This is a genomic window from Campylobacter sp. FU_520 (assembly GCF_025772385.1).
GTDB classification, from domain to species: Bacteria; Campylobacterota; Campylobacteria; order Campylobacterales; family Campylobacteraceae; genus Campylobacter_D; species Campylobacter_D lari_C.
In genome coordinates this window covers 1-23,936 of sequence record NZ_JAKMRZ010000007.1, presented here as the reverse complement: position 1 = coordinate 23,936, position 23,936 = coordinate 1, and the positions used below count along the sequence as shown (strand labels likewise).

Below are 23,936 nucleotides of genomic sequence, written 5' to 3'. Positions count from 1 at the left end.
GCTAAGAACTAATGTAAATCTTCATTAAGTTTTACAGCCTTTTTATTAAAAGCTGCTATCATCACTCCACTTTGAGAATCTTGTCTAAAATGTAAGCCATTTAATCCTGCTAATTCTAAACCTTTGTATATATCTTTATCAAATTTAAAATCAGGATTGATTTTTTGAAGTTCTTCTTTATTTTTTAAAGCAAATTTAGTCCCTTCTAAAACAGCAATACCCGCATCAACGATACAATTATCCCCTAAAGGAATTCCAGTAACCGAATTTGCACCCAAAAGACAAGCTTTACCGATGCTAATAGCATTACCACTTGTACCACTTAAAACACCAAGTATAGAAGCACCGCCTCCTATATCACTACCTTCACCCACAACAGCTGAAGAACTAATGCGTCCTTCTACCATACAAGCACCGGTTGTACCTGCATTAAAATTCACATAAGCAGCCCCTGGCATTATAGTAGTACCTGCAGCTAAAACCGCACCCATTCTTACTTTAGAACTTTCTAAAATTCTAGTATTATCCTCAGGAATAACATGAGCTAAAAATCTTGGAAATTTATCTACATAATCAATCCTTGGATATCTTCCACTCATTTTTAAATCAATCTCATTTTCTCTTAAAAAGTCCAAATCAATAGGCTTATTATCACTCCACGCAACATTTGGTAAAATACCAAAAGCACCTGTTAAATTTAAACTTCTTAAAGGTACTTTTTTATTTGAAAGCAAATAAAGTTTCAAATACACACTTTCTAAACTTTTTGGTGCTTCATCTTCAAAAATACAAACAAAAGAAAAAGCATTTTCTCTAAAATTTTCCTTTGCTGCTTTGATTGCTTCTATATTTTTATGACCTTGCTCTTGTAAAAATGGCGCAAAGCATTCAAGCGCAAAATCCAAATCTTCTTTAATCAAAGTAGCCACAAACTCACTTTCATTAAAATCAACATCAACCCCTCTTCTAAAAAAAGCTTCAAACATAACAGCTGCAGCAGCATAATTTTGCTCAAAATTAATCACACCAAAATTAGCTTGAAGTTTTTTACTAGGATCAACTTGACTTAGATCAAGCCTTGCTATAGCAAAAGCTTTAGGCTTTTTATAATTAATCCTTTGTTCGATTTGCTTGATTAAATTTAAAAATTCTTCTTTACTTTCTATTGGCATATTTTCCTCCTTATTGCGAACACGCACTTTTGCCATTCATTACAGGTTGAATAGCTGAATTATCTACTTTACCTTCTTGATTAACCTTTTCTATAAATTCCCAAATTTTTTCAGCAGCTTGTAAATATCTTTTTGAACTTACACTCTCAGGCATATAAAAACTTACAGGCTTACCGCTATCTCCACCTTCTCTTACACTCATTTCGATAGGAATTTGAGCTAAAACATCACACTTATAAGCTTTTGCCATTTCTTCTGTAGTGCCTTTACCAAAGATATCATATTCTTTGCCATTATCAGGACATAAAAAGCCACTCATATTTTCTATAATACCTGCAACAGGAATGTGTAATTTTTCAAACATATCTAGCGCTCTTTTGCTATCATCTAAAGATACTACTTGAGGAGTACTTACACACACACCTGCACTCACTGGCACGCTTTGAGCTAAGGTAATTTGCGCATCACCGGTTCCTGGAGGCATATCAAGCAATAATACATCAAGCTCAGGCCAAAGCACATCAGCTAAAAGTTGCTCAATCGCTTTCATGATCATAGAACCACGCCACATCAAACCTTTACCTTCTTCTATTAGCACGCCCATACTCATCATATAAACTCCATGAGATAAAATAGGACGAATTTTTTGACCTACAATTTCGGGTTTGCTTTTACTCTCACCTAGCATTCTTGGTATATTTGGCCCATAAATATCTGCGTCTAAAAGTCCTACTCTTTTACCCATTTTAGCCAAAGAAATCGCTAAATTTAAAGTTGTAGTACTTTTACCTACCCCACCTTTACCACTTGAAATCATAAGGAAATTTTTAATTTGTGGAGCGATATTTTTACCACTTCTTGAATTGCTTTTTTCTTCAGGAATTTTTGGTTGAATGATTTCTAAATTAAGCTCTAAATTTAAATCTTTTAAAGCATTTGCGATGTTTAGTCTAAGCTCTTGTGCGATTTGAGCATTAGCTGAAACAATTTCAACTACAATATGTGCTTGATTTTCATTTGATTCAATTTTTTTTACAAAACCAAAACTAACTATATCTTTTTTAAAACCTGGATATATAACTTGTTTTAGTCTTTCTTCAATTTTTTCCTTCAATTTTTCTCCTTATTATTTAAAATGATTAATTCTACTAACATAAATATAAATTTTGGCTTTTATGGTGTATAATATCGTAACATTAATAAGAAATTAAGGTGTAACAAATGTTAGATATTTCCTTGATTATGCTATCTGCGGGAGAATCGTCAAGATTTAATGCTCCGGTAAAAAAGCAGTTTTTACGACTAGGCGAACAACCTTTATGGCTTTATGCTACTAAAAATTTAAGTTCTTTTTATCCTTTTAAACAAATAGTTGTTACTTCTGGTAATATTTCTTATATGAAAAAATTTGCCCCTGAATATAAATTTGTCCAAGGTGGTGCGACTAGAGCACAATCTTTACTCAATGCTTTAAGCATGGTTGAGAGTGAATATGTTTTGGTTAGTGATGTTGCAAGAGTTTTGATTTCTAAAAATCTTTTTAATAATATCATAGAAAATTATGACAAAGCTGATTGTATTACACCTGTTTTAAAAGTAAGTGATACTACAATTTATGCTCAAGAAGCTATCGATAGAGATAAAATCAAACTCATACAAACCCCTCAACTTTCACGCACGAGTATGCTAAAAAAAGCTTTAGAGCAAAGTTCAAATTTCACCGATGATAGTACAGCTATACAAGCTATTGGTGGTAAAATTTGGTATGTGCAAGGTGATGAGTTAGCTAAAAAAATTACCTTTAAAGAAGATTTAAAAAGCTTAAACTTACCAAAACCATCTTGGGATATTTTTAATGGAAATGGCTTTGATGTGCATGAATTTGGAGAAGAAAGAGCTTTGCTTTTAGGTGGGGTAAAAGTGCATGAAAATATGGGTTTAAAAGCTCATTCTGATGGAGATGTATTAGCTCATGCGCTAATTGATGCGCTTTTGGGTGCAGCAGGGCTTGGAGATATTGGCGAACTTTTCCCAGATAATGATATGCAGTATAAAAACGCTGATTCTATGCTTTTATTGCAAAATGCTTATACTTTGGTGCAAAATTATGGTTTTGAGCTTGTAAATGCTGATATTACCATCATAGCTCAAACACCTAAAATGAAAGATTTTAAAGAAGCTATTGCTTTTAATATCGCTAAAACATTAAAAACTACGCCTAATAAAATCAATATCAAAGCTACCACCACAGAACATCTAGGATTTGTAGGAAGAAAAGAAGGCATTGCGGTTTTAGCTAGTGTAAATTTAAAATATTTTGATTGGATGAAATTATGAAAGTTTTAATAGTAGAAAATGAATTTTATTTAGCTCAAAGTATAGGCTCAAAGCTTAATTCTATAGGTTATGATTGTGATATTATCGCAAATGTTAATGAACTTGCTCATCATGATTATGAAATCATTTTGCTTTCTACTAGTATGGCTAATTTTGAACATATTATAGAAATTTTTAAGCATAAAATCATTATTTTACTTATATCTTACATAAGCTCAGATACTGTTTTAGCACCATTAAAAGCTGGCGCGAGTGATTATATACAAAAGCCTTTCATGATAGAAGAATTAATGCGTAAAATAAAGCATTTTCAAGAATTTAAAAAAATAAGTATTTTAAATCATACTTATCAATCTTACTTAAAACATAAATTTGAAACAGCAAAATTACCAAGTTTTGATTATAAGAAATTTAAATTGCCTTTGATTTTAAAAACTAATAATCAAATTTTTGCTGATCATTTTGTATTTAATTATACTAATGAACATAATATCGCAAATATCTATATAGATCTTTCACACCAACAAAATTTAGATAAGATTTTTAAGGATAATTCTTTATATTATTTAGTCAATTTTCAAACCTTAAAACCTTTAGAAAAAGAGAAAGTGTTAAATCTTGCTTTAAAAAAAGCTGTTATTATACATACAAGTGCGAATATTGAGCATAGTGAATTTCAAATTTTAGAACTAAATGAAGATGAAAAAAGCTTTGAAAGCAATGGAATTTTAACCATTGATGATTATGTTAAACACATTATCATTAGTTATCAAAATGTCTTTCCTGATACGGATTTATCTAAAAAGTTAGGAATTTCAAGAAAGTCTTTATGGGAAAAAAGGAAAAAATATGGCATTACAAAGAAAAAATAGCATTATAATCTCAGAGGAAGAATATGAGGTTTTATGCTTTATCAAAGAAGGAATTTTTGGTTCTTTTACTAAATTGATGAACCAAAAAGAAAGAGATGAAGTCCTAGCTACTGGAATGATTCATAATCAAAAGATTCCTTATACCTTAACCTTTGCACCCGCTAGCACTGAAGAGAATAATACAGTTTTAAAAAATGCAAAAGTTGGCGATAAAATAGATTTTATCTGCAATGATAAAACCATAGGGCATATCATCTTAGAAAGTAAATTTGAAAATGATAAAAACAGCAATGATATTTTTAGACCCAATGCTTGTTTAATCCAAGATTTTGGAAAAACTTGCATTAGTGGGGAATTTGAAATTTATCATAATCATATCAAAGCCATTAAAGAAGATTTTGAAAAAATCAAAAAAAGACTCAATCCTTCCAATATCACTGCCATTGTTTCAAGTTTTGACCCTTTTCACAGAGCGCATGAGAGAATTTTAAGATGGGCTATAGAGCAATCTGATCTAGTGATTATTTTCCTTATAGAATCTTATGAAAATAACGGTTTGAGCTTAAAACTTAAAAAGCGTTGTTTTGATGTTTTTGCACAAAATTACTTACCATCTTCTAGGGTTTTACTCATACCTTTGCATAATATCAAAATTTTTGCTTCGCATTTAAATCCTGTTCTTGAGTGTGCTTTGGCTAAAAGTTTTGACTGTAATAAACTTTTTGTAGGGCAAAATCACGCAGGACTTGGAATGTATTTTAATCAAAACAGAGCCTTTACTGTGCTTGATGATTTTGCAAAAGATTATAATATAGAAGTAACTATACTTCCTGAATTTGTATTTTGTGATGAGTGTAAAATGATAGTAAGCACTAAATCATGCCCGCATGGAGCTCATCATCATATGAAATACCATGGCGATTCTTTAAAAAATTTACTTAGACTTGGTATCATTCCACCAGCAGTTTTTATAAGAAGAGAAATTTCAGCTTTGATTTTATCTGAGCTTTTTCCAAATCGCTTTCATAATAAACAAAATATCTATAGCAATCTTTTCCCTACGCATGGTATTTTAGAATATCGAAGCGATAAAGAATTTTATGAGCAACTTATAAAACTTCATCAAATGTCATATATGGTGTAATCATGCAAAAATTATTTTTAACTTTTTTTTATTCAGGTAGTATTAGTAAAGCTCCAGGAACTTTTGGCACGATAGCAGCACTAATCCCTGCTTTTTTTATTTTAAGGTATTTAGGCGTAGAAACTTTAATCTTACTTGCAATTTTGCTTTTTTTAATCTCTATAAAAATCATCGATCAGTATGAAAAACAAACAGGCATACACGATGATAAACACATCGTTATAGATGAAGTTGTAGGGGTGTTTTTAGCTTTAGCAATTTGCGGACAAAGTGTTTTTACATTTTTACTTTCTTTTGTTTTGTTTAGATTTTTTGATATCACAAAACCATCTATCATAGGTAAAATTGACAAAAAAACCAAAGGCGGTTTAGGTGTAATGCTAGATGATGTTTTAGCAGGAATTTTCGCAGGATTATTTAGTGCAGTAATTTATGGAATTTTACTTAAATTTGATCTTTTATGGTTTGATATAAGTATTATGGAGATATTTTAGCTTCATAAATTTGTGAAGCTATTTTCTAATTTTCTTTAGAGTAAAATAACAATAATTCTAATTGTATTTGCTATACGGTTTTAGTCTCTTTTTAAATTTCTTTATGATAAAATTAAATGTAATCACTTGCTTTTAAAAGCTCTGTTTTAGTCTCTTTTTAAATTTCTTTATGATAAAATGTAACCATAGCTTGATAGGGCGTCGCTTGAGTTTTAGTCTCTTTTTAAATTTCTTTATGATAAAATTCGAGAGTATCTCTCATATCGCCACAAACGTTTTAGTCTCTTTTTAAATTTCTTTATGATAAAATAAAAAGTTAATTTTCATACGCTACATCCTGGTTTTAGTCTCTTTTTAAATTTCTTTATGATAAAATTAAGCCGTCATTTTCCCAATCGTCGTTATCGTTTTAGTCTCTTTTTAAATTTCTTTATGATAAAATTTTTCACGAAAATAAGCTAAAGTTGACTGAGTTTTAGTCTCTTTTTAAATTTCTTTATGATAAAATTGGATAAGATGAAAAAATATAACTTTACTAAGTTTTAGTCTCTTTTTAAATTTCTTTATGATAAAATAGATCTTTATCAAATAAAGAAAACTAGGTGTTTTTCTATGGAAAAAGATCTAAAATATGCTATAATTCTTGCTAAAGAAATTTAAAAAGAGACTAAAATAAGTGGTTTTTGGTCATCCACGCAGGGTTACAATCCCTTTAAAACCATTAAAATTCAAATAAACTAGGTTGTATAAACTTGGTTTTTTTCCTTTCTTTGTTTATTTTTTCATTGCCATATTTAAAATCTTTACTTTTTTCATCATATTCAAATAAAACTAGATTTTTATCATCATTCATTTTTTCATTAAAAGAAACCCCACCTAAAAGAATTTGCATATTATCAAACTGTTTTTCTGTTATGGTTAAAACTCTTATATTTCCATAAGGTGGTAAAATTTTCTCTATCGATTTTATCGTTGTTTTTGCCGAAGCTGATCCTTTGCAAATTTTCACATACACGCTAAATTGCATCATAAAAAATCCAAGCTTTATCAATGAGTTTCTAAATCTATTTGCGTTTTTTTGATCCTTTTTACTTTTGGTGGGCATATCAAACATCAATAAAACTCTCATAAATTTATCTTCTATCATATAAATTTACCATCATCAGCTCATCATCTTCTAATAAAGCATTTTTAAAATTTTGCACGTAAAAATTTATAGCTCTATTTAAAGGATAAGATTTATTTTCAAAAACCACTTCTTCTTGCAAAATACTAATTAATTTTTGCTTTGTTTCTTTGTCTAAAAATTCACTATCTTTTGTATCTTTTAGCTTAAATACACATAAATCAATCAACGGTCTAAAAACTTCTATCAAATCATCACAAAGATTAAAATCATTGTAAATATTATCATGCTTTATACCCTGCCATGGTAAAAGCCCACTTATACAAACAGCCCTAACGATAAGCGATCTTATAATAGCATAACCATAATTTAATCCAGAATTTATAAAACATATATCATTTCTTGTAAAATCTTTACCAAATAAAGTTTTAAAATATAAAGCAGCTGCAGTTGATTCTAAGTTTTTAGAGTCGTTTAAATTTACATTCTTAGCCATATTTAAAAGTTCTTTGGATTCTTTGGAATGATTGGTAATTTTTAAAATATAAGCTTGATTTGAAATTTTGTTTTTAATAATCTTTTGCCATAAAATTGCTTTTCTTTGCAAACTTACCGCAATTTGTTTTTTAGCTACTTTTGCACTTATAAAATGTCCCAAAAATGGAGAAAAAATTCCATTTATATTATGGGATTCATCACAAGTTAAAAGTATAATTTTGTATTTAGCTAAAGCGCTAAGCAAACTTGAAGTAATACTTGCTTGTAAAGATTCTAATATAATAAAATTAATATCTTTTAGAAAAATTCTAGCTTCTTTATCATCTTGTTTTATTACAAGATGATTTAACTCAAGACTTAGTTTTGCTTGATTTGCAATCAATACACTTTTAAAGGCTTCATCGTAAGCCATGTTTTTTACTTGTCTTCAAAGATATATTTTCTCTTGGTTGAAAATCTGCTTTTATTTTATCCCCAAGAGGGGTTATAATGTATTTTTCAAATATTTTTAAATTTTGAATTCCTAAACCTTTTGTTTTTGCTTTTCCTTCCTCTGCCTTAGAAAATAATAATTTTTGATTGTCTGTTAAATTTTCAAATTTATTATCATGTTTTTCAACACAAATACTAGAAGAACCAATATCAAAACTATTAAAATATGCAAATTCAGGCTCTTGCATATTTTTTTTCTGCAACAAAATCAAATCATTTTTATATAAAGAAAAACAAAATTCATAACTTTCATCTATTGTTTGCCATTGTTTTGGATTGTTATTTTTATCTTTACCAGTGATCACTATTTTATTTGGCAAAATTCCTAAGGCAAAATCCATAGCATAAATAGGTATAGCATAAAATTTGTTTTGCTTTTTAAAGATATCAACTCTTACCATAGTATCATTTTCAACATATTTTGTGCCTATTTTTCTAACTCTTCCACAGCTTAGCGCTATTTGTAAGCCTTCTTTAGAATTATATTTTTTAATCATTTTATCTTCAGAATAAAAAGTTTCTTCGTGCAAAGCACCTCTTGCTCTTTTTCTAGGTGGTGTTGAGACAAATATTTCATCGATTTTACTTAAAATTTTTTCCCTAAAGCCTTTAAAAGGTTCAAAAAATTTAACTTGATGTTTATAATTATCACTTGTAAGCTCTTTAGCATAAAATCTTGCTTTTAGAAGCTCTTGATTTTTCTTAAAATCTGAAAAAGCTTTTATGATTGAGCTTGTACTATAAGCAACTATAATCGCATCAAGCGCATGGTGAAGATGATTATTTCTATCTTTTTTATCAAAACCCCAAGTGTGTCTTAAAACAGATGTGAGCATACCATTGACAGTTTGAATATGGATTTTACTTCCTTTTTCCCCACTTTTTAAATTTGTATTTTCATTTTCACTTAAAGGTAAAAAATTTAAATACTCTTTTGTATATTTAGCTATTAAAGTTGTGATATACCTTGTGTCGTTTAAATTTCTACTGATGAAATCTTGCTGTTGTTTGTCTTTGAAATTTTCATCTAAAATTTTATTTTTCTTTTTATAAGGAAGATTTTGAGCTAGTGTTTGAATTTTACTCCATTTTTCTATGTTTTTTCCAAAAGCTTCAAAAGGTGTTTTGTTAAGTTTCTCTTGATTTTCTTTGGTAAAAACCAAAACCTTGTTTATGAGTGAATCATCAAAACTTCTTGAGTAAGGATATATATGATCAACTTCTAAGGCTTTTTCATCTTTTAAATGTTCTATGGATATTTTATTACCACTATAAATACAAATTTCTTTTTGTTCTTTCCATAGTTTTAATTTTAAAATATTTTTAGCACTTGCCTTAAGCCCTATGTTTTCACACTCCTTTAAAGCCCAAGCATTAACCGCTTGATTTTCTTCTTGTTCTTTTTTTATTTTTTCTCTTGCTTTCTTGCTAAGCCCTACATCTCTTGCCAATTCTAAATGAATTTTATGCACTTTGCCATATTTTTTAAGCAAAGCATTTAAGACCTTTCTATACTCACTTATAGCTCTATTAACAATAGGGTTACTAAGCTCGTGCGCAAATATACTATCACAGAAAGCTGGAAGGAAATCTTTTTTTTCATCAACTGTTTTTGGTTTTAAATTTGTAATTTCACATGCTTCATAGTATCTTTTTCCCTCTCTCATCAAAGGAAGGATCATGCCAAGTGCTTTGAAACTAAGATTGATGTAATCATTAAATTCAATTTCAAGTAAATTATTGATTTGCTCATTGCTTAAATTGTATTTTTCTAAAACAGTTTTAAGTTTAACATTATCTTTTATTAAGGTAATATGCGTAGATATTTGATCCAACTCTTGTCTACTAAGAGAATGCACTCCTAAAGCTTTTTTAAATTCTACTAACTTTCTAAAGTCAATTAATTTTGCATTTTCAGCGTTTTCTTTATCGTATTTAAGACTTTTAAAACTAATACTTTCATGCAAATTGATACAAGATCTAAATTTTTTATATGTGATACTTCCTTTATCTAAAATGAGATTTAAAACTTCATTTATTGTTTGAGTTGGTACAATCTCTCCGCTTATTTTTTCCAAGCTTTTTATTTCATTGATAATCTTAGTTAAAGCCACAAACTCCCAAGCGCTATATGAATTTTTGCAAGCTCGCTTTTCTTCCTCAAAAAAAGTACAAGCTCCCACTAAATGTGAAAAATCTTTTAAAGGTCTTTGAAAAAATGCGACTTTAAGAATTTCATTTATAAAATCTTCACTATAGTTATAGCCAAATTCTTTTTGTTTTTCTAAGATAAGCTTTAGTTCTTTTTCTAAGTCACTTGATAAAACACAATTATTATAATTATCTTTGGTATTGCGGATCTTGATGAAATTTTTAGTGTTTTCTTTATATTTTTGGAAAAATTCTTTATAAAAATATTCTCCAACACTTTGATAGTTTTCTAATTTCAAAACATTATTTTTTAAAGCACTTAAAATTTTTCCTTTTTTGGCGTCGTTTGATTTTTTTTCGTTTTTGTTCATGTAGCCACGATGTTTTGCTATATGCAAAATCACTCTTGCTAGGTCTTTTGTTTCTAACTTTTGAATCAATGCTTTATATCTTAGCTCATAAATGCTTGTTAACTTCCCTTCGTAAGCCTTAGGCAGCTCTCCATCAGCTGCTACATAATCTTTGAAGTTTAGTTTTAATTCTTTTGCAAGAATACGCTTGATAGCAACCAATCTTGCTTTTCTTCTTTTTAAACGTCTTCTAGAACTTCTTGCATTGCGTCTAGGTAAGGCTAAAGATTCTTTATTTGATGGGTTTTCAGCCTCGGTAAAAATTCTTACTCCACAATCTTTTAGTTCATCGTTTTCTACAAAAGCCCAACCTATAGAATTAATTCCTATATCAAAACCTAATATCTTCATAATATTACTCTTTGTTGATTTAACTGCTATAGTTAAAATTATATAAAATTTTTATACATCTTATATTAAATTTATATAATAAAATTTCTAAAACAGATTTTAAAAAGCCACCGAGTATGATGGCCTTACTCTTGAAAAAAGATTAAAATAAGAAATTAATTTCAAGCTACCACTTAATAGTAAAATAATTTTACAAAACTAAATTTTTAACTCCTGCTATTTAAAAACATCAAACTTTAGCATTATTTTATAAATCCGCTTGCAAGAACCAAATCTTTATCGTAAAATACTGCCATTTGTCCGCTAGCAAGTCCATAAACAGGCTCTTGTAAGATGATTTTTGCACTCTTATCTTCATTAATCAAAACTTTACACGGGGTTGATCTTGATCTATAGCGTATTTTTACTTCGCAATCTAATTCTTTAGCATCGATAAATAAATTAATATTATCAAGCTTAAATTCACTTATCCTAAGCTCTTCTTTTTTACCTACTATGATTTCATTTTTTTTAGGATCAATTTTTAATACAAAATGTGGCTCATGAGCCCCACGCACCTCAAAACCTCTTCTTTTACCTATAGTATAGTGCATATAACCTTCGTGTTTTCCTACTTCTTTACCGCTACTATCTCTTACAATACCTGGAATTTTAGTATCCATAAACTGATCTAAAACTTGCACATAAGTATCTTCCACAAAACAAATCTCAGAACTTTCCTTTTGTGTTGCAAAAGATTTTAAAACATCGATTGTAGAAGCAAATTTTTTCACATCTTCTTTTTTCATCTCTCCAAGAGGGAAAATCAAATACTCCAAAGCCTCTTTATCTGCATTTGCTAAAAAATAGCTTTGATCCTTACTCTCATCAACTGCAGTTTTAATCAAACCATTTTCTATCCTTGCATAATGACCTGTGGCTAATTTTTCACAACCCAAACTCTTAGCAAATTCCAAAAGCTTGCCAAGCTTGATAAAGCGATTACACAAAGCACAAGGATTTGGCGTCTTGCCTTCTTTGTAGGTATCAACAAAAGGCATATAAACTTGATTTTTAAAATCTTCTTGTAAGTCTAAAATGTGATATTTAATGTCTAAAAATTTAGCAACTTTTTCAACTTTTTGTATATTTTCTTCATGGTAATTAGCTTTTCCATGAAGCTTCATATAACAACCTATAATCTCATGTCCTGCTTGTTTTAACTTATAAGCAGTTACAGTACTATCTACACCCCCACTCATTGCAACAAGAATTTTCATCTTTTTCCTTTATCATTCTTATAATTTCATCTAAATCATCACTTATACTATACTTTAACTCATCATTTTTAGATATAGTTCCAAGTTCTAGCAAAGAAGTTTTGATAAATTCATCAAGAGGTTGCCAAAATTTTTGCCCAACTAAGATAATAGGAACATCTTTTTTAAAACTAAGTTGTTTAAGAGTAAGAATTTCAAAAAATTCATCTAATGTTCCAAAGCCGCCTGGGAAAATCACAAAAGCTAGACTCTTTTGAATAAGAGCCATTTTGCGAATGGCTAAGCTCTTAAAAGTGATATTATACTCTAAAAAGTCATTTGCTTTTTGCTCAAATGGTAAATGTATATTAAATCCAAAAGATTTTAAGTGTGAAGTTTGACTTTGCATAGCCCCATAATTTGCAGCTTGCATAATACCACCGCCACCACCACTGATGATACTATAACCAAGATCTGCTAACTTTCGGGCTAATTTTGAAGCCAAAATACAATACTCATTATCTTCTTTTAAACGCGCAGAACCAAAAAAGGTTATGCCTTTTTGAATTTTTTCTAATTCTTTAAGATAAGCAATATCTTCAATGATATATTCTTTCATCTTAGTTGCTCTAATCTTTCTTTTTTAGAGCCTATCTCAGTAATTTGCACTCCAAAGTTTCCATCTACGATAACTACTTCTCCATAAGCAATTTTTTTATCGCCTATTAAAATTTCTAAAGGATCATTTGCTAATTGATCAAGCTCGATAACCGAACCTATATCCATAGTTAAAACATCTTTTAAAAGCATTTTTTTACTACCTATACGCACTCTTATAGGTAAGCGTACATCCATGATCAAACCGATATTTCTTAGCTCTTCTACATTAGCCAAGGCTTTATGATCTTGCGTATGATCTTCATTTGTTGCTACGATTTCTTCTAAGTCAGTTTTAGTTAAAATCTTATAAATTTTTTCATCAAAAACTAAAGAAATTTTTTCTTCTAAATCAGCTATTTTTACATTGTATAAATATAGTTTATGAAAACCACCAAGTTCTAAGCTATCTGCAACAAATTCACAATTTTCTAAACTAAACTCCATTTTTGGAATTTCTTTTTGCGCGCCTAAGGTTGTAGAAAATGCTGAGATGATATTTTGTATAGCTTCTTTAGCAGCGTCCATTTCATCTTCATTTAGCTCACTGTTTTTGGAGATTTCTTCTTCTCCCATCATCCACTCACCAATTGCACTCATTAAAACTGCACTTGCTAGGATTTTGATTTTCATTTCATTATTAACGCTAAAAGTAGCGCTAACTAATGGTGGAGTCATAGAATCTTGAGAATTTACATCATACTCATAATACTCACTAAATTCAGCACTTTTTCCTGTTAAACCTTCTATTGTACTTACACATTCATTGACGAATATGCCTAAAAAATCATTGATCATCGTCTTCCTCTTCTAGTTCTTCATTATCATCATACGAATTTGCTTTTGCTCTTCTTTCATCCTCATATTTTTCAAGCATTTCTTTAATCTCATCTTTATCAGTTTTGATAAGTTCTAAGATTTTAATTGACTTTCTAAATCTATGAAGTCCCACTTGAGCTAAAAATACTTCTTTTTTATCAATAGCCACTATAGCTTTATCATCTGCACTTCTATCAAGCTTTAAAATATCCCCTTGTTTTAGATCTAAAAATTCATTTACATTGATAAAAGTTTTACCAAGCATCGCTTCATAAATTACCTCAGCACGACCGATCAAGGTTTTAAGTTCTTTATTTCTTGATTTTTTAGCCGAAGTTTCACCCATCATAATATCACGATTTGCCAAACGACTCAAAATACTTTCCAAATGTACAACCGGATAACAAATATTTACCATACCACTTGAATTTCCGATGATAATCTCCATTACCACCATGATAACAATCTCATTTTGTGAAACAATTTGCACAACATTTGGGCTTGATTCTTTTGCTTCTACGCTTGGATAAATTTCAGTAACATTCATCCAACTTTCTTTAAGCCTTTGCATAATAATACGCAAAATAGAATCAAGCAAATTAAGCTCGATTTCTGTAAGCTCTCTTAAGGTGTCAAAACTTTCACCTTGACCACCTAAAAGTCTGTCTATCATAGGGAAAGCAATACTTGGATTAATCTCTAAAACACAGTTTCCATCTAAAGGCTTAATCGAAAAAACGTTAAAACTTGTTGGCGAAGGTAAAGACATCAAAAACTCACCATAAGTCATTTGATCTACTGAGTGAAGTTTAATCTCAACTATACTTCTCATCATAGATGAAATTTGTGAAGCAAGATTTCTTGCTAATTTATCATGAATCCCTTTGATAGAACGAAGCTGTTCTTTAGAAACCCTATTTGGGCGCTTAAAATCATATACTACTATATCTCTTTTATCTTCTATTTCTTCTAGTTTTGAAGAAGCAGTACTGTCATCACTATCATCATCGACAACTTCTAAAAGAGCATCAATTTCTTCTTGGGAAAGTATCTCAGCCATTAAACTAGCCTTTCTCTAATCTTCTTAAGCAAACGCTTATGAATTTGTGAAATTCTTGACTCGCTAATCTCTAAAATCTCTGCGATTTCTTTTAAATTTAATTCTTCATAATAATAAAGCTGTATTACAAGCTTTTCTCTTTCTTTAAATTCTTCCAAAACTGCGTTGATTTTTTCTATTAATTCTTCTTTTTCTATTTGTTCTATGATATTGCTATCATTAAAGCAATTTAGTTGTTCATCCAAAGGCATAACAAGCGATATAGCATGAGCTGCTCTTGCTTCTTTAACCTTTTCTACTTCTAAATTAAGTCTTTGTGCTAAATACTCATCATCAGGTTCTTTTTCATTTTCTTGATAAAACTCATCTATAATAGCGTCAATATCTTTAATGATTTTTCTATTACTTCTGCTCATTACATCAAGGCTTCTTAGATAATCAAGCATAGCTCCATTGACTCTTTTTCTTGCAAAGCCCCAAAAATTATCATTTTGTTCTTTATCATAACGGCGTGAGAGTTTAATCATCTCTTCTACGCCGATACTAATTAAATCATTTACATCAATGCTAGCAGGCAAACGCTCTTTAAGTCTAAAAGCCATAGCTCTTAATGCTGGCATATAAGAGATGACTAAGTCATCTTGTTCTTTTTTTAGCGTAGAAGCATAGGCATTATGCGGCTGCATGTTTTACTTTTCTTTTTGAAGAGCTTTCAAGCTTTTTAAGGTCTTCACGCTCTTCTTGAAGTTTTTCAAGCAAGTAATCCATTTTCTTTTCTCTTGCGGCTAATTCTGCTATAAAGCTATTATTTTCATTTTCATATTTTTCTTTATTAAAGCTTCTACCGCTAATTTTATTAACATCTACAAAAATCATAATTACTATATGGATTAACACATAAAATACAAAAGTAATCAAACAAGTATATACAACTATCTCTACTGCATCTTCTATATTAACTATGGTAAACATTAATCCTATAAAAAAACCACAAACAGTAAAAAAAGCAACAAAATTCTCTGGTCTCATCTTTTTCCCTCAATCTAAAAACGATCCAAAAGCTTTTTGAAAAAACTCATAATGCTTTTATCTCCCACATTATTAAGCACTTTTTGTTCCAACCTATACAAAAGCTTAGAGGCTATGGTTTTTAGCTCATCACTTGCATTTGTGTCATCATCACTAAATAAAGTTCTTTTTTTAATACTAGAACTAATATCTTTACTTTGACCTAAAAATCCTAAAAATTCTAAATTTAAACTATGCTTAATGTTAATATCTGCTACTTTTTTAATGTTATCAAAAATTCTCAAAGCCTCGTTTTCATTTTTAACAACATTAAACACCATTAATAAATTCTCTTTAGTTTTTGAAGTGGTTTTTATAGTAGCATAAGCATCGGTAATCGCAGCAGGATCAGGCACAGTTATAACAATAACCTCATCAGACATTTCTAAGAAATTTCCTATATTACCACCTATACCTGCTCCTGTATCAATGATTAAAAAGTCTAAATCATCTAAAATACTTGTTTGATTTAAAAATCTCTCATAGATGTTTTTATCATTATATTTTAAAATTTCATCGCCACTTTCACCTGGGATAAGCCATAAATTTGGTTTTACTTCTATTAAAATATCTTCTAGCGAGCATTCACCCTTTAAAACATGTAAAAGGTTTTTTTCTACACGCACATTTAAAATCACATCTAAATTTGCAAGCCCAATATCTGCATCAAAAAGCCCTACTTTATAACCATTTTTAGCTAGGATGTTGCCCAAATTTGCACTAAAAGTACTTTTCCCAACCCCACCTTTACCGCTAGTAACTGCGATAAAATGAGTATGTTTTACATTTGAGTTTTCATTTTTTACTAGATCTTTTAATTTTTCTGCTTGATTACTCATTTTCATCCCTTCTAAAACCTTCTAACACACAACGCACTAAAAAGTCACTATTAGCCACTTCTATATCATCAGGCACTTCTTGACCTATGGAAAAAAAGCTCATCGGAGTGCTAGTTTCATAAAGTAAAGAAAACACATTTCCAAATACTTTTGTTTCATCAAATTTTGTAATGATTAAAGTGTCTATATTTAAAAATGAAAAATTATTATAAGTTTCTAATAAATCTTCATATTTTGTATTTGCTGAAAGCACTAAATTTACATCAATTTGCGCATTAGAATGCGATAAAAATTCTTTTGTTTTTTCAAGTTTTGCTTTATCATACTGTGAATTTCCGGTTGTATCTACTAAAATAACCTCACAAGTATTTAAACTTCTAATTGCATCATCTAAGTCATTTGGCTCTATACTATCAATAATAGGAAGTTTCATCATCTTAGCATATTGGAAAAGTTGTTCTACTGCACCTATTCTATAAGTATCAAGAGTTATAATACCGGTTTTGTAGCGTCTATCTCCATAAGCATAACGAAAAGCAAGCTTTGCTAAAGTAGTAGTTTTACCCACTCCTGTTGGGCCTACTAACATCATGATTTTTTGCTTTTTAATTTCACTTTCTAAACGACATGGAAGCATATTGCGCAAAAGTGAGTAAAAATATCTTTGCACTGCTTCTTGATTTGCTTTCATAGTGCTTGGCATATTTTCAATAGTTGCTTTCATAATCGCTTCTAAATGCGCTTCTTGCATACCACTTGCCTTAGCTTGCTTATAAATACTTGCAAACTCAGGTGGTATAGCTAGTTCTTTACGTAAATCTGCCTTATCATCCCACATCATATCCACAAGCAAATTCATTTTATCATTAAGCTTATTCATTTGCTTTTCAAAGGCTTCAATTTTTTTATCATAATTTGGATTTGGCATAGAAAAATCTTGATAGTTTGAAACCTTGCTAATTTCTGAACTAACCTGAGAAAGTTTATTTTTTAAATTTAAAAAATTATCATCTTTTTTGCTTGTATTTAAATAAGGATTAATAGGTTTTTGCTTAGCTTTTGAAGAAAAATCAATCACTACATCTTCTTCTTTTTTTTCATCTTCAAATTTTGGAGCTTGAATTTTAGCCTCAGGAAAACTTGCTGCGTTTGGTTTTTTCTTTGGTGGCATAGGTAAATTGTTTTGTTTTAAATGCTCTTCATAATCAGCTTCTTCAATCGCTACTATAACCTCGTATAAAGGTTTTTGATTGATGGTTTTTGGACGAATTTGCTTATTAGTTACTATCAAAGCCTTATCGCCATAATCTTGCTTAACCTTAGGTATAATCTCATCTGTGCTTTCAACTGTAAAAGTATGAATCAATTGTCCCATATTTTTCCTTATCTTAACAAGCCCAAAGGCAAAGTTACGCTAATTCTATCATTTACCCCCACATGAGGCACTGTGCAATACTCATCTTTACGCGCTTTTTTTGAAAAATACAACAAATCCAAATCAAGCGTTCTAGGAGCATTTTTAAAAGTTCTTTTTCTTTTGAATTTAAACTCATAAAAAAACAAAACTTTTAAAAGTGCTCTTGCGTGCAAACTTGTGCTAACAACCATCACTGCATTAGTAAAGTCTTTTTGCTCTTCAAAACCAAAAGCTTTATTAATCAAAAATGGCGATGTTTGCAATACTTGCAAGCGTTTATCTTGCATTAAAAGCCTAAATAAACTCCGAAAGCGTTTTTTCTCATCTTCTATATTACTTCCAAGTCCTATAATGGCTATGTATTTTCCTTTTTTATCTGCCTTTGAATAAAAAGGAAAAAAACGAATTTTTTCTAACCTTCTAGCTCCTTTAATCAGCAAATTATAACACCACTGCCTTTTCTTTATCAAGATAGACCATATCTTCTATCCTAATACCAAGTTTATCTTTGATATAAATTCCAGGTTCAATGGTAAATACCATACCTTCTTTTAGTTCATAATCACTTCTTGGACTAATGTTTGGCAACTCATGTATATCAAGCCCCACTCCATGCCCCAAGCTGTGAATAAATTCTTTTTCAAAACCTGCGTTTTTAATCACTTCTCTTGCGATAAAATCAAGCTCACTTGCCATCATACCAACGCGTGCTTTTTCAATAGCTTGAAGCTGGGCTTGCTTGACCACTTCATAAATTTGCATAATTTCTTTATCTTTAAAATTTGGCTTATTTTTATCAAATACTATACCACTCTCATCAAAACAAGCCGTTCTTGTACGATCAGAACAATACCTTTGATAAACCACACCCGCATCAACTAATAACAAATCTCCATATTCTAAACATTTATCACTAGGTAAAGCGTGTGCCTTAGCCGCATTTTCATTAATAGCTACAATAGGTGAAAAAGAAAGTCCTAAAGCACCTTTTTTTTGAAAAATTTCACATGCTTTAAAATGTAATTCTTTTTCACTTTTTCCATGGCCTTCTTGGCTGATAAATTTAGCAAATTCTTCAAAGCATTCTTTGCCAAAATTTACAGCCTTTTGCAAAAGTTGTAATTCCTTGGCATTTTTTATAATGCGTTTGTTTTTACTCAAGTCTAATTTTTCTTCAAAAACGATATTTGCACTTTTACTAAGTTCTTTAAATTCAAAATAGCTAAAGTCTTTTGGGTCAAAACACACCCTATCAATTTCTGCTTTTTCTAAAAGCTCTCTAGCACTAGCAAAAAGATCTTGTGCTAAAACCACCTTAGCATTTTTTATCATTTCGCTAGCTTCAAAGCTATATCTTGCATCAGTGATGAAAAATGCTTCATCTTCAAGTTTTAAAAACAAAGCATTATCGCAAGAATAGCCACACTCATAAAAAAGTGCATTTTCGTTTTTTAAGATAAAATTCATTGATTTGCTTGTTGTGCTTTTGCTTGAGCTGCTTTATATGCATTGATTTGATCAAAAATTTGGAAAAGTCCCATTAAAGCCATATGATAACCAAAAGGACCAAAACCTACCACGCTACCTGCACAAACTGGTGCTATCATGCTTTTTTGTCTGAATTCTTCTCTTCTGTAAGTATTGCTAATATGCACTTCAATCACAGGCATATTAATCGCTGCGATCGCATCGCGGATTGCTATAGAAGTGTGTGCATAAGCAGCTGCATTAATAATCACTCCATCTACACTACCTAAGCATTCTTGAATTTTATCAACCAACTCACCTTCAAAATTACTTTGAAAAAACTCAATCTCTACATTAGCTTGTTTTGCAGCTTGTTTCATTTGCTCATGGATATCTTCCATTTTCATATTACCATAAATATGAGTTTCTCTCACACCAAGCATATTGATGTTTGGTCCTTGTATTACCATAACTTTCATAATCTAACCTTTATTTAGTAAAATTTACTATATTATAGCATTTTAAAGCTAAATTTTAGCTACAATTTCCCTTTTTAAAGGAGGTAAAATGTTTATAATAGCACCCAAGATCATCCTAACTTGCGATGATGATTTTAATATTTTAGAAGACAAAGCAGTTCTTTTTGATGATAATATTTTAGAAATTGATAGTTTAGAAAATTTACAAAAATCTTACCCACAAGCTAAGCTTATACCAACTCCAAAAGATACCTTACTTTTACCTGCTTTTATCAATCCTCACACGCATTTAGAATTTAGTGCAAATAATGGAAATTTAGTCTTTGGGGACTTTTTAAAATGGCTTGATAGCGTTTTTAATAACCGCGAGCAATTAAACGAAAAAGCCAAAGAAAAATTAATCTCACAAAATATCCATAAAATGTTAAAAAGTGGCACTGCTACCATAGGAGAAATTTCAAGCTTTGGGAGTGATTTAAACCCTTGTATCAATTCACAAGCTAGAGTGGTATTTTTCAATGAAATTTTAGGTTCAAATGAAAATTTTATCCAAGCTAAAAAAGAAGAATTTTTAACTCGTTATGAAAAAAGTATGAGTTTTAAAACTTCTAAATTTATCCCTGCTATTTCAGTACATGCACCCTACTCAACCCACCCAGAACTTGCCAAATTTGCTATAAAACTTGCTAGAGAAAATGATCATTTACTAAGCACACATTTTCTTGAAAGTAATCATGAAAACAACTGGCTAAGATTTAAAAAAGGTGGTTTTAAAAAGAGCTTGGTTAAATTTAGCAAAAATCCTATGCCATTTTACACTCCACAAAGCTTTTTAGAACTTTTTAAAGGCCAAAGGACTTTATTTACACATTGTGTATATTTTAAAGAATGGAATTTGCTAGATAAAAATTTACACTCGATCACGCATTGTGCTTTTTCAAACAGACTTTTGAGTAAAAATACTTTTAAATTAAAAACTGCTTTAAAAAATGGTGTTAATATCCACCTAGGAACCGATGGCTTAAGCTCAAATACTTCTTTAAGTATGCTTGATGAAATGAGAGCAAATTTACTTATACATGATGATTTTGAGTTAGAAAATTTTGCTAAAATATTGCTTTTAATAGTGACTAACAAAGCCGCAAAAGCTTTAAATTTAAACCTAGGGCAAATTCGAAAAGGCAAAATAGCTGATTTTAGTCTTTTTGCTTTACCAAATAGCACAAATTTAAAACAACTTCCTTTGCAATTTATCTTACAAAGCAAAGAAGTGTTAAAACTTTTTATAGAAGGAAAAGAATGCAAATTATAAAATCATTTTTTAAAGGAATTGGAAAAATCATCTCTTATATCAACACTTATTTTAAAACCTTTGTGTTTTTGTTTATCGTATTTTTGATCCTTGCTCCAAGCGGAGATAATGCTAAACTTTCTAATGCAAACTTAGCACAAATTAATCTTAAAGGTGAAATTAGCGATGCGAGTAATCTTTTAGAACAAATTTACAAAGTCAAAGATGATAAAGCTATAAAAGGGGTTTTGCTTTTTGTAGATAGCCCTGGTGGAGCTTTTGCACCAAGTATGGAAATAGCTTTAGCTATACAAGATCTTAAAGCTAAAAAGCCTGTGGTAGTGTATGCAGGTGGAACTATAGCAAGTGGAAGCTACTTAAGTGCAGTAGGAGCTGATATGATCATCGCTAATCCTGCTAGCTTTGTAGGATCTATTGGGGTAATCATGCAAGGCTTTGAAGTAAGCAATCTTGCACAAAAACTTGGTATAAATGAGCAAACTATCAAAGCAGGAAATTACAAAGAAGCAGGAACTTTCATGCGTAAATGGAGTGAAGATGAAAAAGACTTTTTGCAAAATTTAGCCAATCAAAGCTATGAGCTTTTCACGCAATTTGTCGCTAAAAATCGCAAATTAGACTTAAATCAAACAAACTCATGGGCTGATGCGAAAGTGTTTTTAGCAAATGAGGCTTTAAAATTAAAACTCATTGATAAAATAGGCAATTATGAGCAAGCCAAAAAAGAAGTAGAAAAACTAGCCAAAGTGCAAAACCCTATCTGGCAAAAAGAAGATGCTATAGATAAGTTTTTAAAACGATTAGAAGAGCAAAGTGCTAGCTTTTTCGCTAACACTTTAGCACGATTTTTCACACAAGTAAGCTCACAAAAAATTTATTAAGATTTAATAATCTCATAAAATCCATAAGTATCATTTTCTAAAAAGCCTTTATATAAAGGCTTTAGCTTTAAATCTAACTTAACATTTTCAAAGGTATTTAAAATTGAGCTTGAAAAAATCAAAAGCATATCTAGCTCATCTTTAAAGGCTTTTAAAAAATTCTCCCCACCCTCATACATGATAAATTTAGCCTCACTAGGAATGTTTGTAAAAATTTCTCTTTTAGGTACGCTAAATAAAGGAATGTTTGGATCAAAACTTTCTAAATTTTGATGGCTTAGTATGCATAAATTTGGTGCTTTAGCTTGAACTAACCTTGCATCTAAAATAGGCCTATCATGTCTTATAGTTTCTCCGCCCACTACAAGTAAATCAAGCTTTGAGCGTAATGTGTGAGCATAGGTTCTACTTGCTTTAGAACTTACGATTTTACCATAAGCAGAGCCGTTTAAAGAAAGGGCTAGTTTAAAAAATTTAAAGCTTGATTTTTGCCATTTTAAAAAAGGCTTTAAAAGCTCTTTGGCTCTTTTCTCGCAAATTCCCATGTGAACTTTTATGCCTTGATTTTTTAAAAACTCTGCCCCACCGCTTGCGAGCTTATGCTCATCTTTAGTGGCGATAAAAACTTCGCTAAAACCAAGCGTGCTAAAAAGCTTTGCACAAGGTGGGGTTTTACCCTGGTGATTGCAAGGTTCTAAACTCACATAAGCACTAGCGCCTTTTAGCAACCCCTGATGATTTTGACAAATAAACTCATGCAAATCGTTTGCATTTTGTGGTAAATCTAAATTTGGATTAAGCACTTTTAAGGCTTTACTCACTGCTTCAAGCTCTGCATGAGCCTTACCTGCTTCTTTGTGTGCTTCTATGCTTAAGATTTTGCCATTTTTATCTAAGATCACACAGCCTACGGCTGGATTAGGGTAGGTTAAAAGCTGATATTTCCAAGCTTCATCTATGGCTAAATTCATATAAAATTCGTGATTCATGTTACTCCTAAAAAGGCAAAGGCACAAAAAGTATTTGCACTTTTATATCATCTTTAAAATAATGCTTTTCATTTTCAAACCACAAATGCTTACTTGCATTAAATTCTAATTCTTTTATTTTATCTTTTAGCTTGCTTGTTCTTTCACAAAGTGGATAAATAAGCTTTATATCATTTATTTTAAATTTACAAGCATAAGCAAACATTTGATACAAATCACTTTGTGATATACCATGCTTTTTATCTTCGCTATTTTTGTCAGGAATTTTCCATTTTGTATCTAAAATCATTTCATTTTCTATATACAAATCAGGCTTTAACATAAAACATTTTTCACCATTTTTATTTGCTAGATATTTTCCGCTACTTTGAGTTTTGATATTTTTATTTGGATTTGCAAATTTAAGCATATAAGCTACATAATCTTCAAAAATTTTCTCCATAGGAAAAAGCAAAGCAAAAGCTTCATTTTTGCCTTCATATGGAGTAAAAGTTTTATTTTGTAAAAATATCTTACACCAAGAAAGTATATTTTCATAATAATCAAAATGCCTTGAAATTTTATAATCAAAATCTTTTGTATAATTTTTAGAAAATTGCACCTCATCAAGCATTTGTATAGCTTTTATGATTTTAAATTTATTTATAAAAGTTTTTGATTTTA

At 30.2% G+C, this 23,936-nt stretch carries 24 protein-coding genes and 1 CRISPR repeat array; of the genes, 6 read left to right on the top strand and 18 right to left on the bottom strand.

Annotation, left to right across the window (positions count from 1 at the left end):
- Positions 1–8: 8 nt before the first annotated feature.
- Together L8W55_RS03795 and L8W55_RS03790 are read right to left on the bottom strand one after the other, a co-directional pair.
- Positions 9–1,172 carry a 2,3,4,5-tetrahydropyridine-2,6-carboxylate N-succinyltransferase gene (locus L8W55_RS03795; RefSeq protein ID WP_263677404.1) on the bottom strand — a complete coding sequence of 388 codons (1,164 nt, stop codon included), beginning with the start codon at positions 1,170–1,172 and terminating at the stop codon, positions 9–11.
- Positions 1,173–1,182: 10 nt separating this feature from the next.
- Positions 1,183–2,286 carry an Mrp/NBP35 family ATP-binding protein gene (locus L8W55_RS03790; RefSeq protein ID WP_039640738.1) on the bottom strand — a complete coding sequence of 368 codons (1,104 nt, stop codon included), beginning with the start codon at positions 2,284–2,286 and terminating at the stop codon, positions 1,183–1,185.
- A gap of 107 nt (positions 2,287–2,393) precedes the next feature.
- Between L8W55_RS03790 and L8W55_RS03785 the strand changes: the two genes are divergently transcribed.
- The 4 genes from L8W55_RS03785 to L8W55_RS03770 are packed head-to-tail and all read left to right on the top strand — an operon-like array spanning position 2,394 to position 6,019.
- Positions 2,394–3,509 carry a bifunctional 2-C-methyl-D-erythritol 4-phosphate cytidylyltransferase/2-C-methyl-D-erythritol 2,4-cyclodiphosphate synthase gene (locus tag L8W55_RS03785; RefSeq protein ID WP_263677401.1) on the top strand — a complete coding sequence of 372 codons (1,116 nt, stop codon included), beginning with the start codon at positions 2,394–2,396 and terminating at the stop codon, positions 3,507–3,509.
- A complete protein-coding gene (locus L8W55_RS03780) occupies positions 3,506–4,381 on the top strand; it encodes a hypothetical protein (protein ID WP_263674875.1) in 876 nt (291 codons plus the stop codon). Before L8W55_RS03785 ends, L8W55_RS03780 begins: the two co-directional genes overlap by 4 nt.
- Entirely contained in the window at positions 4,359–5,525 is a 1,167-nt protein-coding gene (locus L8W55_RS03775; RefSeq protein ID WP_263677400.1) for a sulfate adenylyltransferase, read from the top strand. The genes L8W55_RS03780 and L8W55_RS03775 overlap by 23 nt, the downstream gene beginning before the upstream one ends.
- Before the next feature lie 2 nt (positions 5,526–5,527).
- Entirely contained in the window at positions 5,528–6,019 is a 492-nt protein-coding gene (locus L8W55_RS03770) for a phosphatidylglycerophosphatase A (protein WP_039627871.1), read from the top strand.
- A 77-nt stretch (positions 6,020–6,096) separates the two neighbouring features.
- Positions 6,097–6,594: direct repeats of the CRISPR family, unit length 36 nt; unit sequence GTTTTAGTCTCTTTTTAAATTTCTTTATGATAAAAT.
- A 146-nt stretch (positions 6,595–6,740) separates the two neighbouring features.
- Here L8W55_RS03770 and cas2 read toward each other — a convergent pair.
- The 14 genes from cas2 to aroQ form a co-directional block, all read right to left on the bottom strand.
- Complete coding sequence (gene cas2 / locus L8W55_RS03765; protein WP_214126836.1) at positions 6,741–7,166, bottom strand: CRISPR-associated endonuclease Cas2; 426 nt, start codon at positions 7,164–7,166, stop codon at positions 6,741–6,743.
- Entirely contained in the window at positions 7,153–8,055 is a 903-nt protein-coding gene (cas1, locus tag L8W55_RS03760) for a type II CRISPR-associated endonuclease Cas1 (RefSeq protein ID WP_263677398.1), read from the bottom strand. The genes cas2 and cas1 overlap by 14 nt, the downstream gene beginning before the upstream one ends.
- Positions 8,042–11,050 carry a type II CRISPR RNA-guided endonuclease Cas9 gene (gene cas9, locus L8W55_RS03755; protein WP_263677462.1) on the bottom strand — a complete coding sequence of 1,003 codons (3,009 nt, stop codon included), beginning with the start codon at positions 11,048–11,050 and terminating at the stop codon, positions 8,042–8,044. The genes cas1 and cas9 overlap by 14 nt, the downstream gene beginning before the upstream one ends.
- Positions 11,051–11,289: 239 nt before the next feature.
- Positions 11,290–12,306, bottom strand: a complete 1,017-nt coding sequence (gene mnmA, locus L8W55_RS03750) for a tRNA 2-thiouridine(34) synthase MnmA (protein WP_263677397.1) — start codon at positions 12,304–12,306, stop codon at positions 11,290–11,292.
- On the bottom strand, positions 12,269–12,904 hold the full coding sequence (locus L8W55_RS03745; RefSeq protein ID WP_263677396.1) for a TIGR00730 family Rossman fold protein: 636 nt from the start codon (positions 12,902–12,904) through the stop codon (positions 12,269–12,271). The genes mnmA and L8W55_RS03745 overlap by 38 nt, the downstream gene beginning before the upstream one ends.
- On the bottom strand, positions 12,901–13,740 hold the full coding sequence (gene fliY, locus L8W55_RS03740; protein WP_039617433.1) for a flagellar motor switch protein FliY: 840 nt from the start codon (positions 13,738–13,740) through the stop codon (positions 12,901–12,903). Before fliY ends, L8W55_RS03745 begins: the two co-directional genes overlap by 4 nt.
- Positions 13,730–14,821 carry a flagellar motor switch protein FliM gene (fliM, locus tag L8W55_RS03735; RefSeq protein WP_087700665.1) on the bottom strand — a complete coding sequence of 364 codons (1,092 nt, stop codon included), beginning with the start codon at positions 14,819–14,821 and terminating at the stop codon, positions 13,730–13,732. Before fliM ends, fliY begins: the two co-directional genes overlap by 11 nt.
- Positions 14,821–15,507: an RNA polymerase sigma factor FliA gene (locus L8W55_RS03730; RefSeq protein WP_039627867.1), complete on the bottom strand. Its 687-nt coding sequence runs from the start codon at positions 15,505–15,507 to the stop codon at positions 14,821–14,823. The genes fliM and L8W55_RS03730 overlap by 1 nt, the downstream gene beginning before the upstream one ends.
- Positions 15,494–15,850: a hypothetical protein gene (locus L8W55_RS03725; RefSeq protein ID WP_039617428.1), complete on the bottom strand. Its 357-nt coding sequence runs from the start codon at positions 15,848–15,850 to the stop codon at positions 15,494–15,496. Before L8W55_RS03725 ends, L8W55_RS03730 begins: the two co-directional genes overlap by 14 nt.
- Positions 15,851–15,864: 14 nt before the next feature.
- Positions 15,865–16,728 carry a P-loop NTPase gene (flhG, locus tag L8W55_RS03720; protein WP_214118644.1) on the bottom strand — a complete coding sequence of 288 codons (864 nt, stop codon included), beginning with the start codon at positions 16,726–16,728 and terminating at the stop codon, positions 15,865–15,867.
- Positions 16,721–18,103, bottom strand: a complete 1,383-nt coding sequence (gene flhF / locus L8W55_RS03715; protein WP_263677393.1) for a flagellar biosynthesis protein FlhF — start codon at positions 18,101–18,103, stop codon at positions 16,721–16,723. Before flhF ends, flhG begins: the two co-directional genes overlap by 8 nt.
- 8 nt (positions 18,104–18,111) lie before the next feature.
- On the bottom strand, positions 18,112–18,585 hold the full coding sequence (gene folK / locus L8W55_RS03710; RefSeq protein WP_039617423.1) for a 2-amino-4-hydroxy-6-hydroxymethyldihydropteridine diphosphokinase: 474 nt from the start codon (positions 18,583–18,585) through the stop codon (positions 18,112–18,114).
- Between the two features lies 1 nt (position 18,586).
- Positions 18,587–19,612 (bottom strand): M24 family metallopeptidase, encoded by a 1,026-nt coding sequence (locus L8W55_RS03705; RefSeq protein ID WP_263677392.1) that lies wholly within the window; start codon positions 19,610–19,612, stop codon positions 18,587–18,589.
- Positions 19,609–20,091 (bottom strand): type II 3-dehydroquinate dehydratase, encoded by a 483-nt coding sequence (aroQ, locus tag L8W55_RS03700; protein WP_039625266.1) that lies wholly within the window; start codon positions 20,089–20,091, stop codon positions 19,609–19,611. The genes L8W55_RS03705 and aroQ overlap by 4 nt, the downstream gene beginning before the upstream one ends.
- Before the next feature lie 88 nt (positions 20,092–20,179).
- On the opposite strand from aroQ, the gene L8W55_RS03695 reads away from it, so the two are divergent.
- Positions 20,180–21,403, top strand: a complete 1,224-nt coding sequence (locus L8W55_RS03695) for a metal-dependent hydrolase (protein WP_263677391.1) — start codon at positions 20,180–20,182, stop codon at positions 21,401–21,403.
- Complete coding sequence (gene sppA / locus L8W55_RS03690) at positions 21,391–22,284, top strand: signal peptide peptidase SppA (protein WP_263677390.1); 894 nt, start codon at positions 21,391–21,393, stop codon at positions 22,282–22,284. The genes L8W55_RS03695 and sppA overlap by 13 nt, the downstream gene beginning before the upstream one ends.
- Here sppA and ribD read toward each other — a convergent pair.
- Positions 22,281–23,273, bottom strand: coding sequence for a bifunctional diaminohydroxyphosphoribosylaminopyrimidine deaminase/5-amino-6-(5-phosphoribosylamino)uracil reductase RibD (gene ribD, locus L8W55_RS03685; RefSeq protein ID WP_263677389.1), 993 nt, complete (start codon positions 23,271–23,273; stop codon positions 22,281–22,283). The two genes, sppA and ribD, sit on opposite strands and share 4 nt — an antisense overlap.
- Before the next feature lie 7 nt (positions 23,274–23,280).
- Positions 23,281–23,936, bottom strand: a 656-nt coding sequence (locus L8W55_RS03680) for an McrC family protein (protein ID WP_263677388.1), incomplete at its 5' end; no start/stop codon positions are given.

What these genes read in the sequence shown, in the direction of transcription:
- L8W55_RS03795 (WP_263677404.1), bottom strand. Translation starts at nt 1,172, where the DNA reads ATGCCAATAGAAAGTAAAGAAGAATTTTTAAATTTAATCAAGCAAATC.
- L8W55_RS03785 (WP_263677401.1), top strand. Translation starts at nt 2,394, where the DNA reads ATGTTAGATATTTCCTTGATTATGCTATCTGCGGGAGAATCGTCAAGA.
- L8W55_RS03780 (WP_263674875.1), top strand. Translation starts at nt 3,506, where the DNA reads ATGAAAGTTTTAATAGTAGAAAATGAATTTTATTTAGCTCAAAGTATA.
- L8W55_RS03775 (WP_263677400.1), top strand. Translation starts at nt 4,359, where the DNA reads ATGGCATTACAAAGAAAAAATAGCATTATAATCTCAGAGGAAGAATAT.
- L8W55_RS03770 (WP_039627871.1), top strand. Translation starts at nt 5,528, where the DNA reads ATGCAAAAATTATTTTTAACTTTTTTTTATTCAGGTAGTATTAGTAAA.
- cas2 (WP_214126836.1), bottom strand. Translation starts at nt 7,166, where the DNA reads ATGATAGAAGATAAATTTATGAGAGTTTTATTGATGTTTGATATGCCC.
- cas1 (WP_263677398.1), bottom strand. Translation starts at nt 8,055, where the DNA reads ATGGCTTACGATGAAGCCTTTAAAAGTGTATTGATTGCAAATCAAGCA.
- mnmA (WP_263677397.1), bottom strand. Translation starts at nt 12,306, where the DNA reads ATGAAAATTCTTGTTGCAATGAGTGGGGGTGTAGATAGTACTGTAACT.
- L8W55_RS03745 (WP_263677396.1), bottom strand. Translation starts at nt 12,904, where the DNA reads ATGAAAGAATATATCATTGAAGATATTGCTTATCTTAAAGAATTAGAA.
- fliY (WP_039617433.1), bottom strand. Translation starts at nt 13,740, where the DNA reads ATGATCAATGATTTTTTAGGCATATTCGTCAATGAATGTGTAAGTACA.
- fliM (WP_087700665.1), bottom strand. Translation starts at nt 14,821, where the DNA reads ATGGCTGAGATACTTTCCCAAGAAGAAATTGATGCTCTTTTAGAAGTT.
- L8W55_RS03730 (WP_039627867.1), bottom strand. Translation starts at nt 15,507, where the DNA reads ATGCAGCCGCATAATGCCTATGCTTCTACGCTAAAAAAAGAACAAGAT.
- L8W55_RS03725 (WP_039617428.1), bottom strand. Translation starts at nt 15,850, where the DNA reads ATGAGACCAGAGAATTTTGTTGCTTTTTTTACTGTTTGTGGTTTTTTT.
- flhG (WP_214118644.1), bottom strand. Translation starts at nt 16,728, where the DNA reads ATGAGTAATCAAGCAGAAAAATTAAAAGATCTAGTAAAAAATGAAAAC.
- flhF (WP_263677393.1), bottom strand. Translation starts at nt 18,103, where the DNA reads ATGGGACAATTGATTCATACTTTTACAGTTGAAAGCACAGATGAGATT.
- L8W55_RS03705 (WP_263677392.1), bottom strand. Translation starts at nt 19,612, where the DNA reads ATGAATTTTATCTTAAAAAACGAAAATGCACTTTTTTATGAGTGTGGC.
- aroQ (WP_039625266.1), bottom strand. Translation starts at nt 20,091, where the DNA reads ATGAAAGTTATGGTAATACAAGGACCAAACATCAATATGCTTGGTGTG.
- L8W55_RS03695 (WP_263677391.1), top strand. Translation starts at nt 20,180, where the DNA reads ATGTTTATAATAGCACCCAAGATCATCCTAACTTGCGATGATGATTTT.
- sppA (WP_263677390.1), top strand. Translation starts at nt 21,391, where the DNA reads ATGCAAATTATAAAATCATTTTTTAAAGGAATTGGAAAAATCATCTCT.
- ribD (WP_263677389.1), bottom strand. Translation starts at nt 23,273, where the DNA reads ATGAATCACGAATTTTATATGAATTTAGCCATAGATGAAGCTTGGAAA.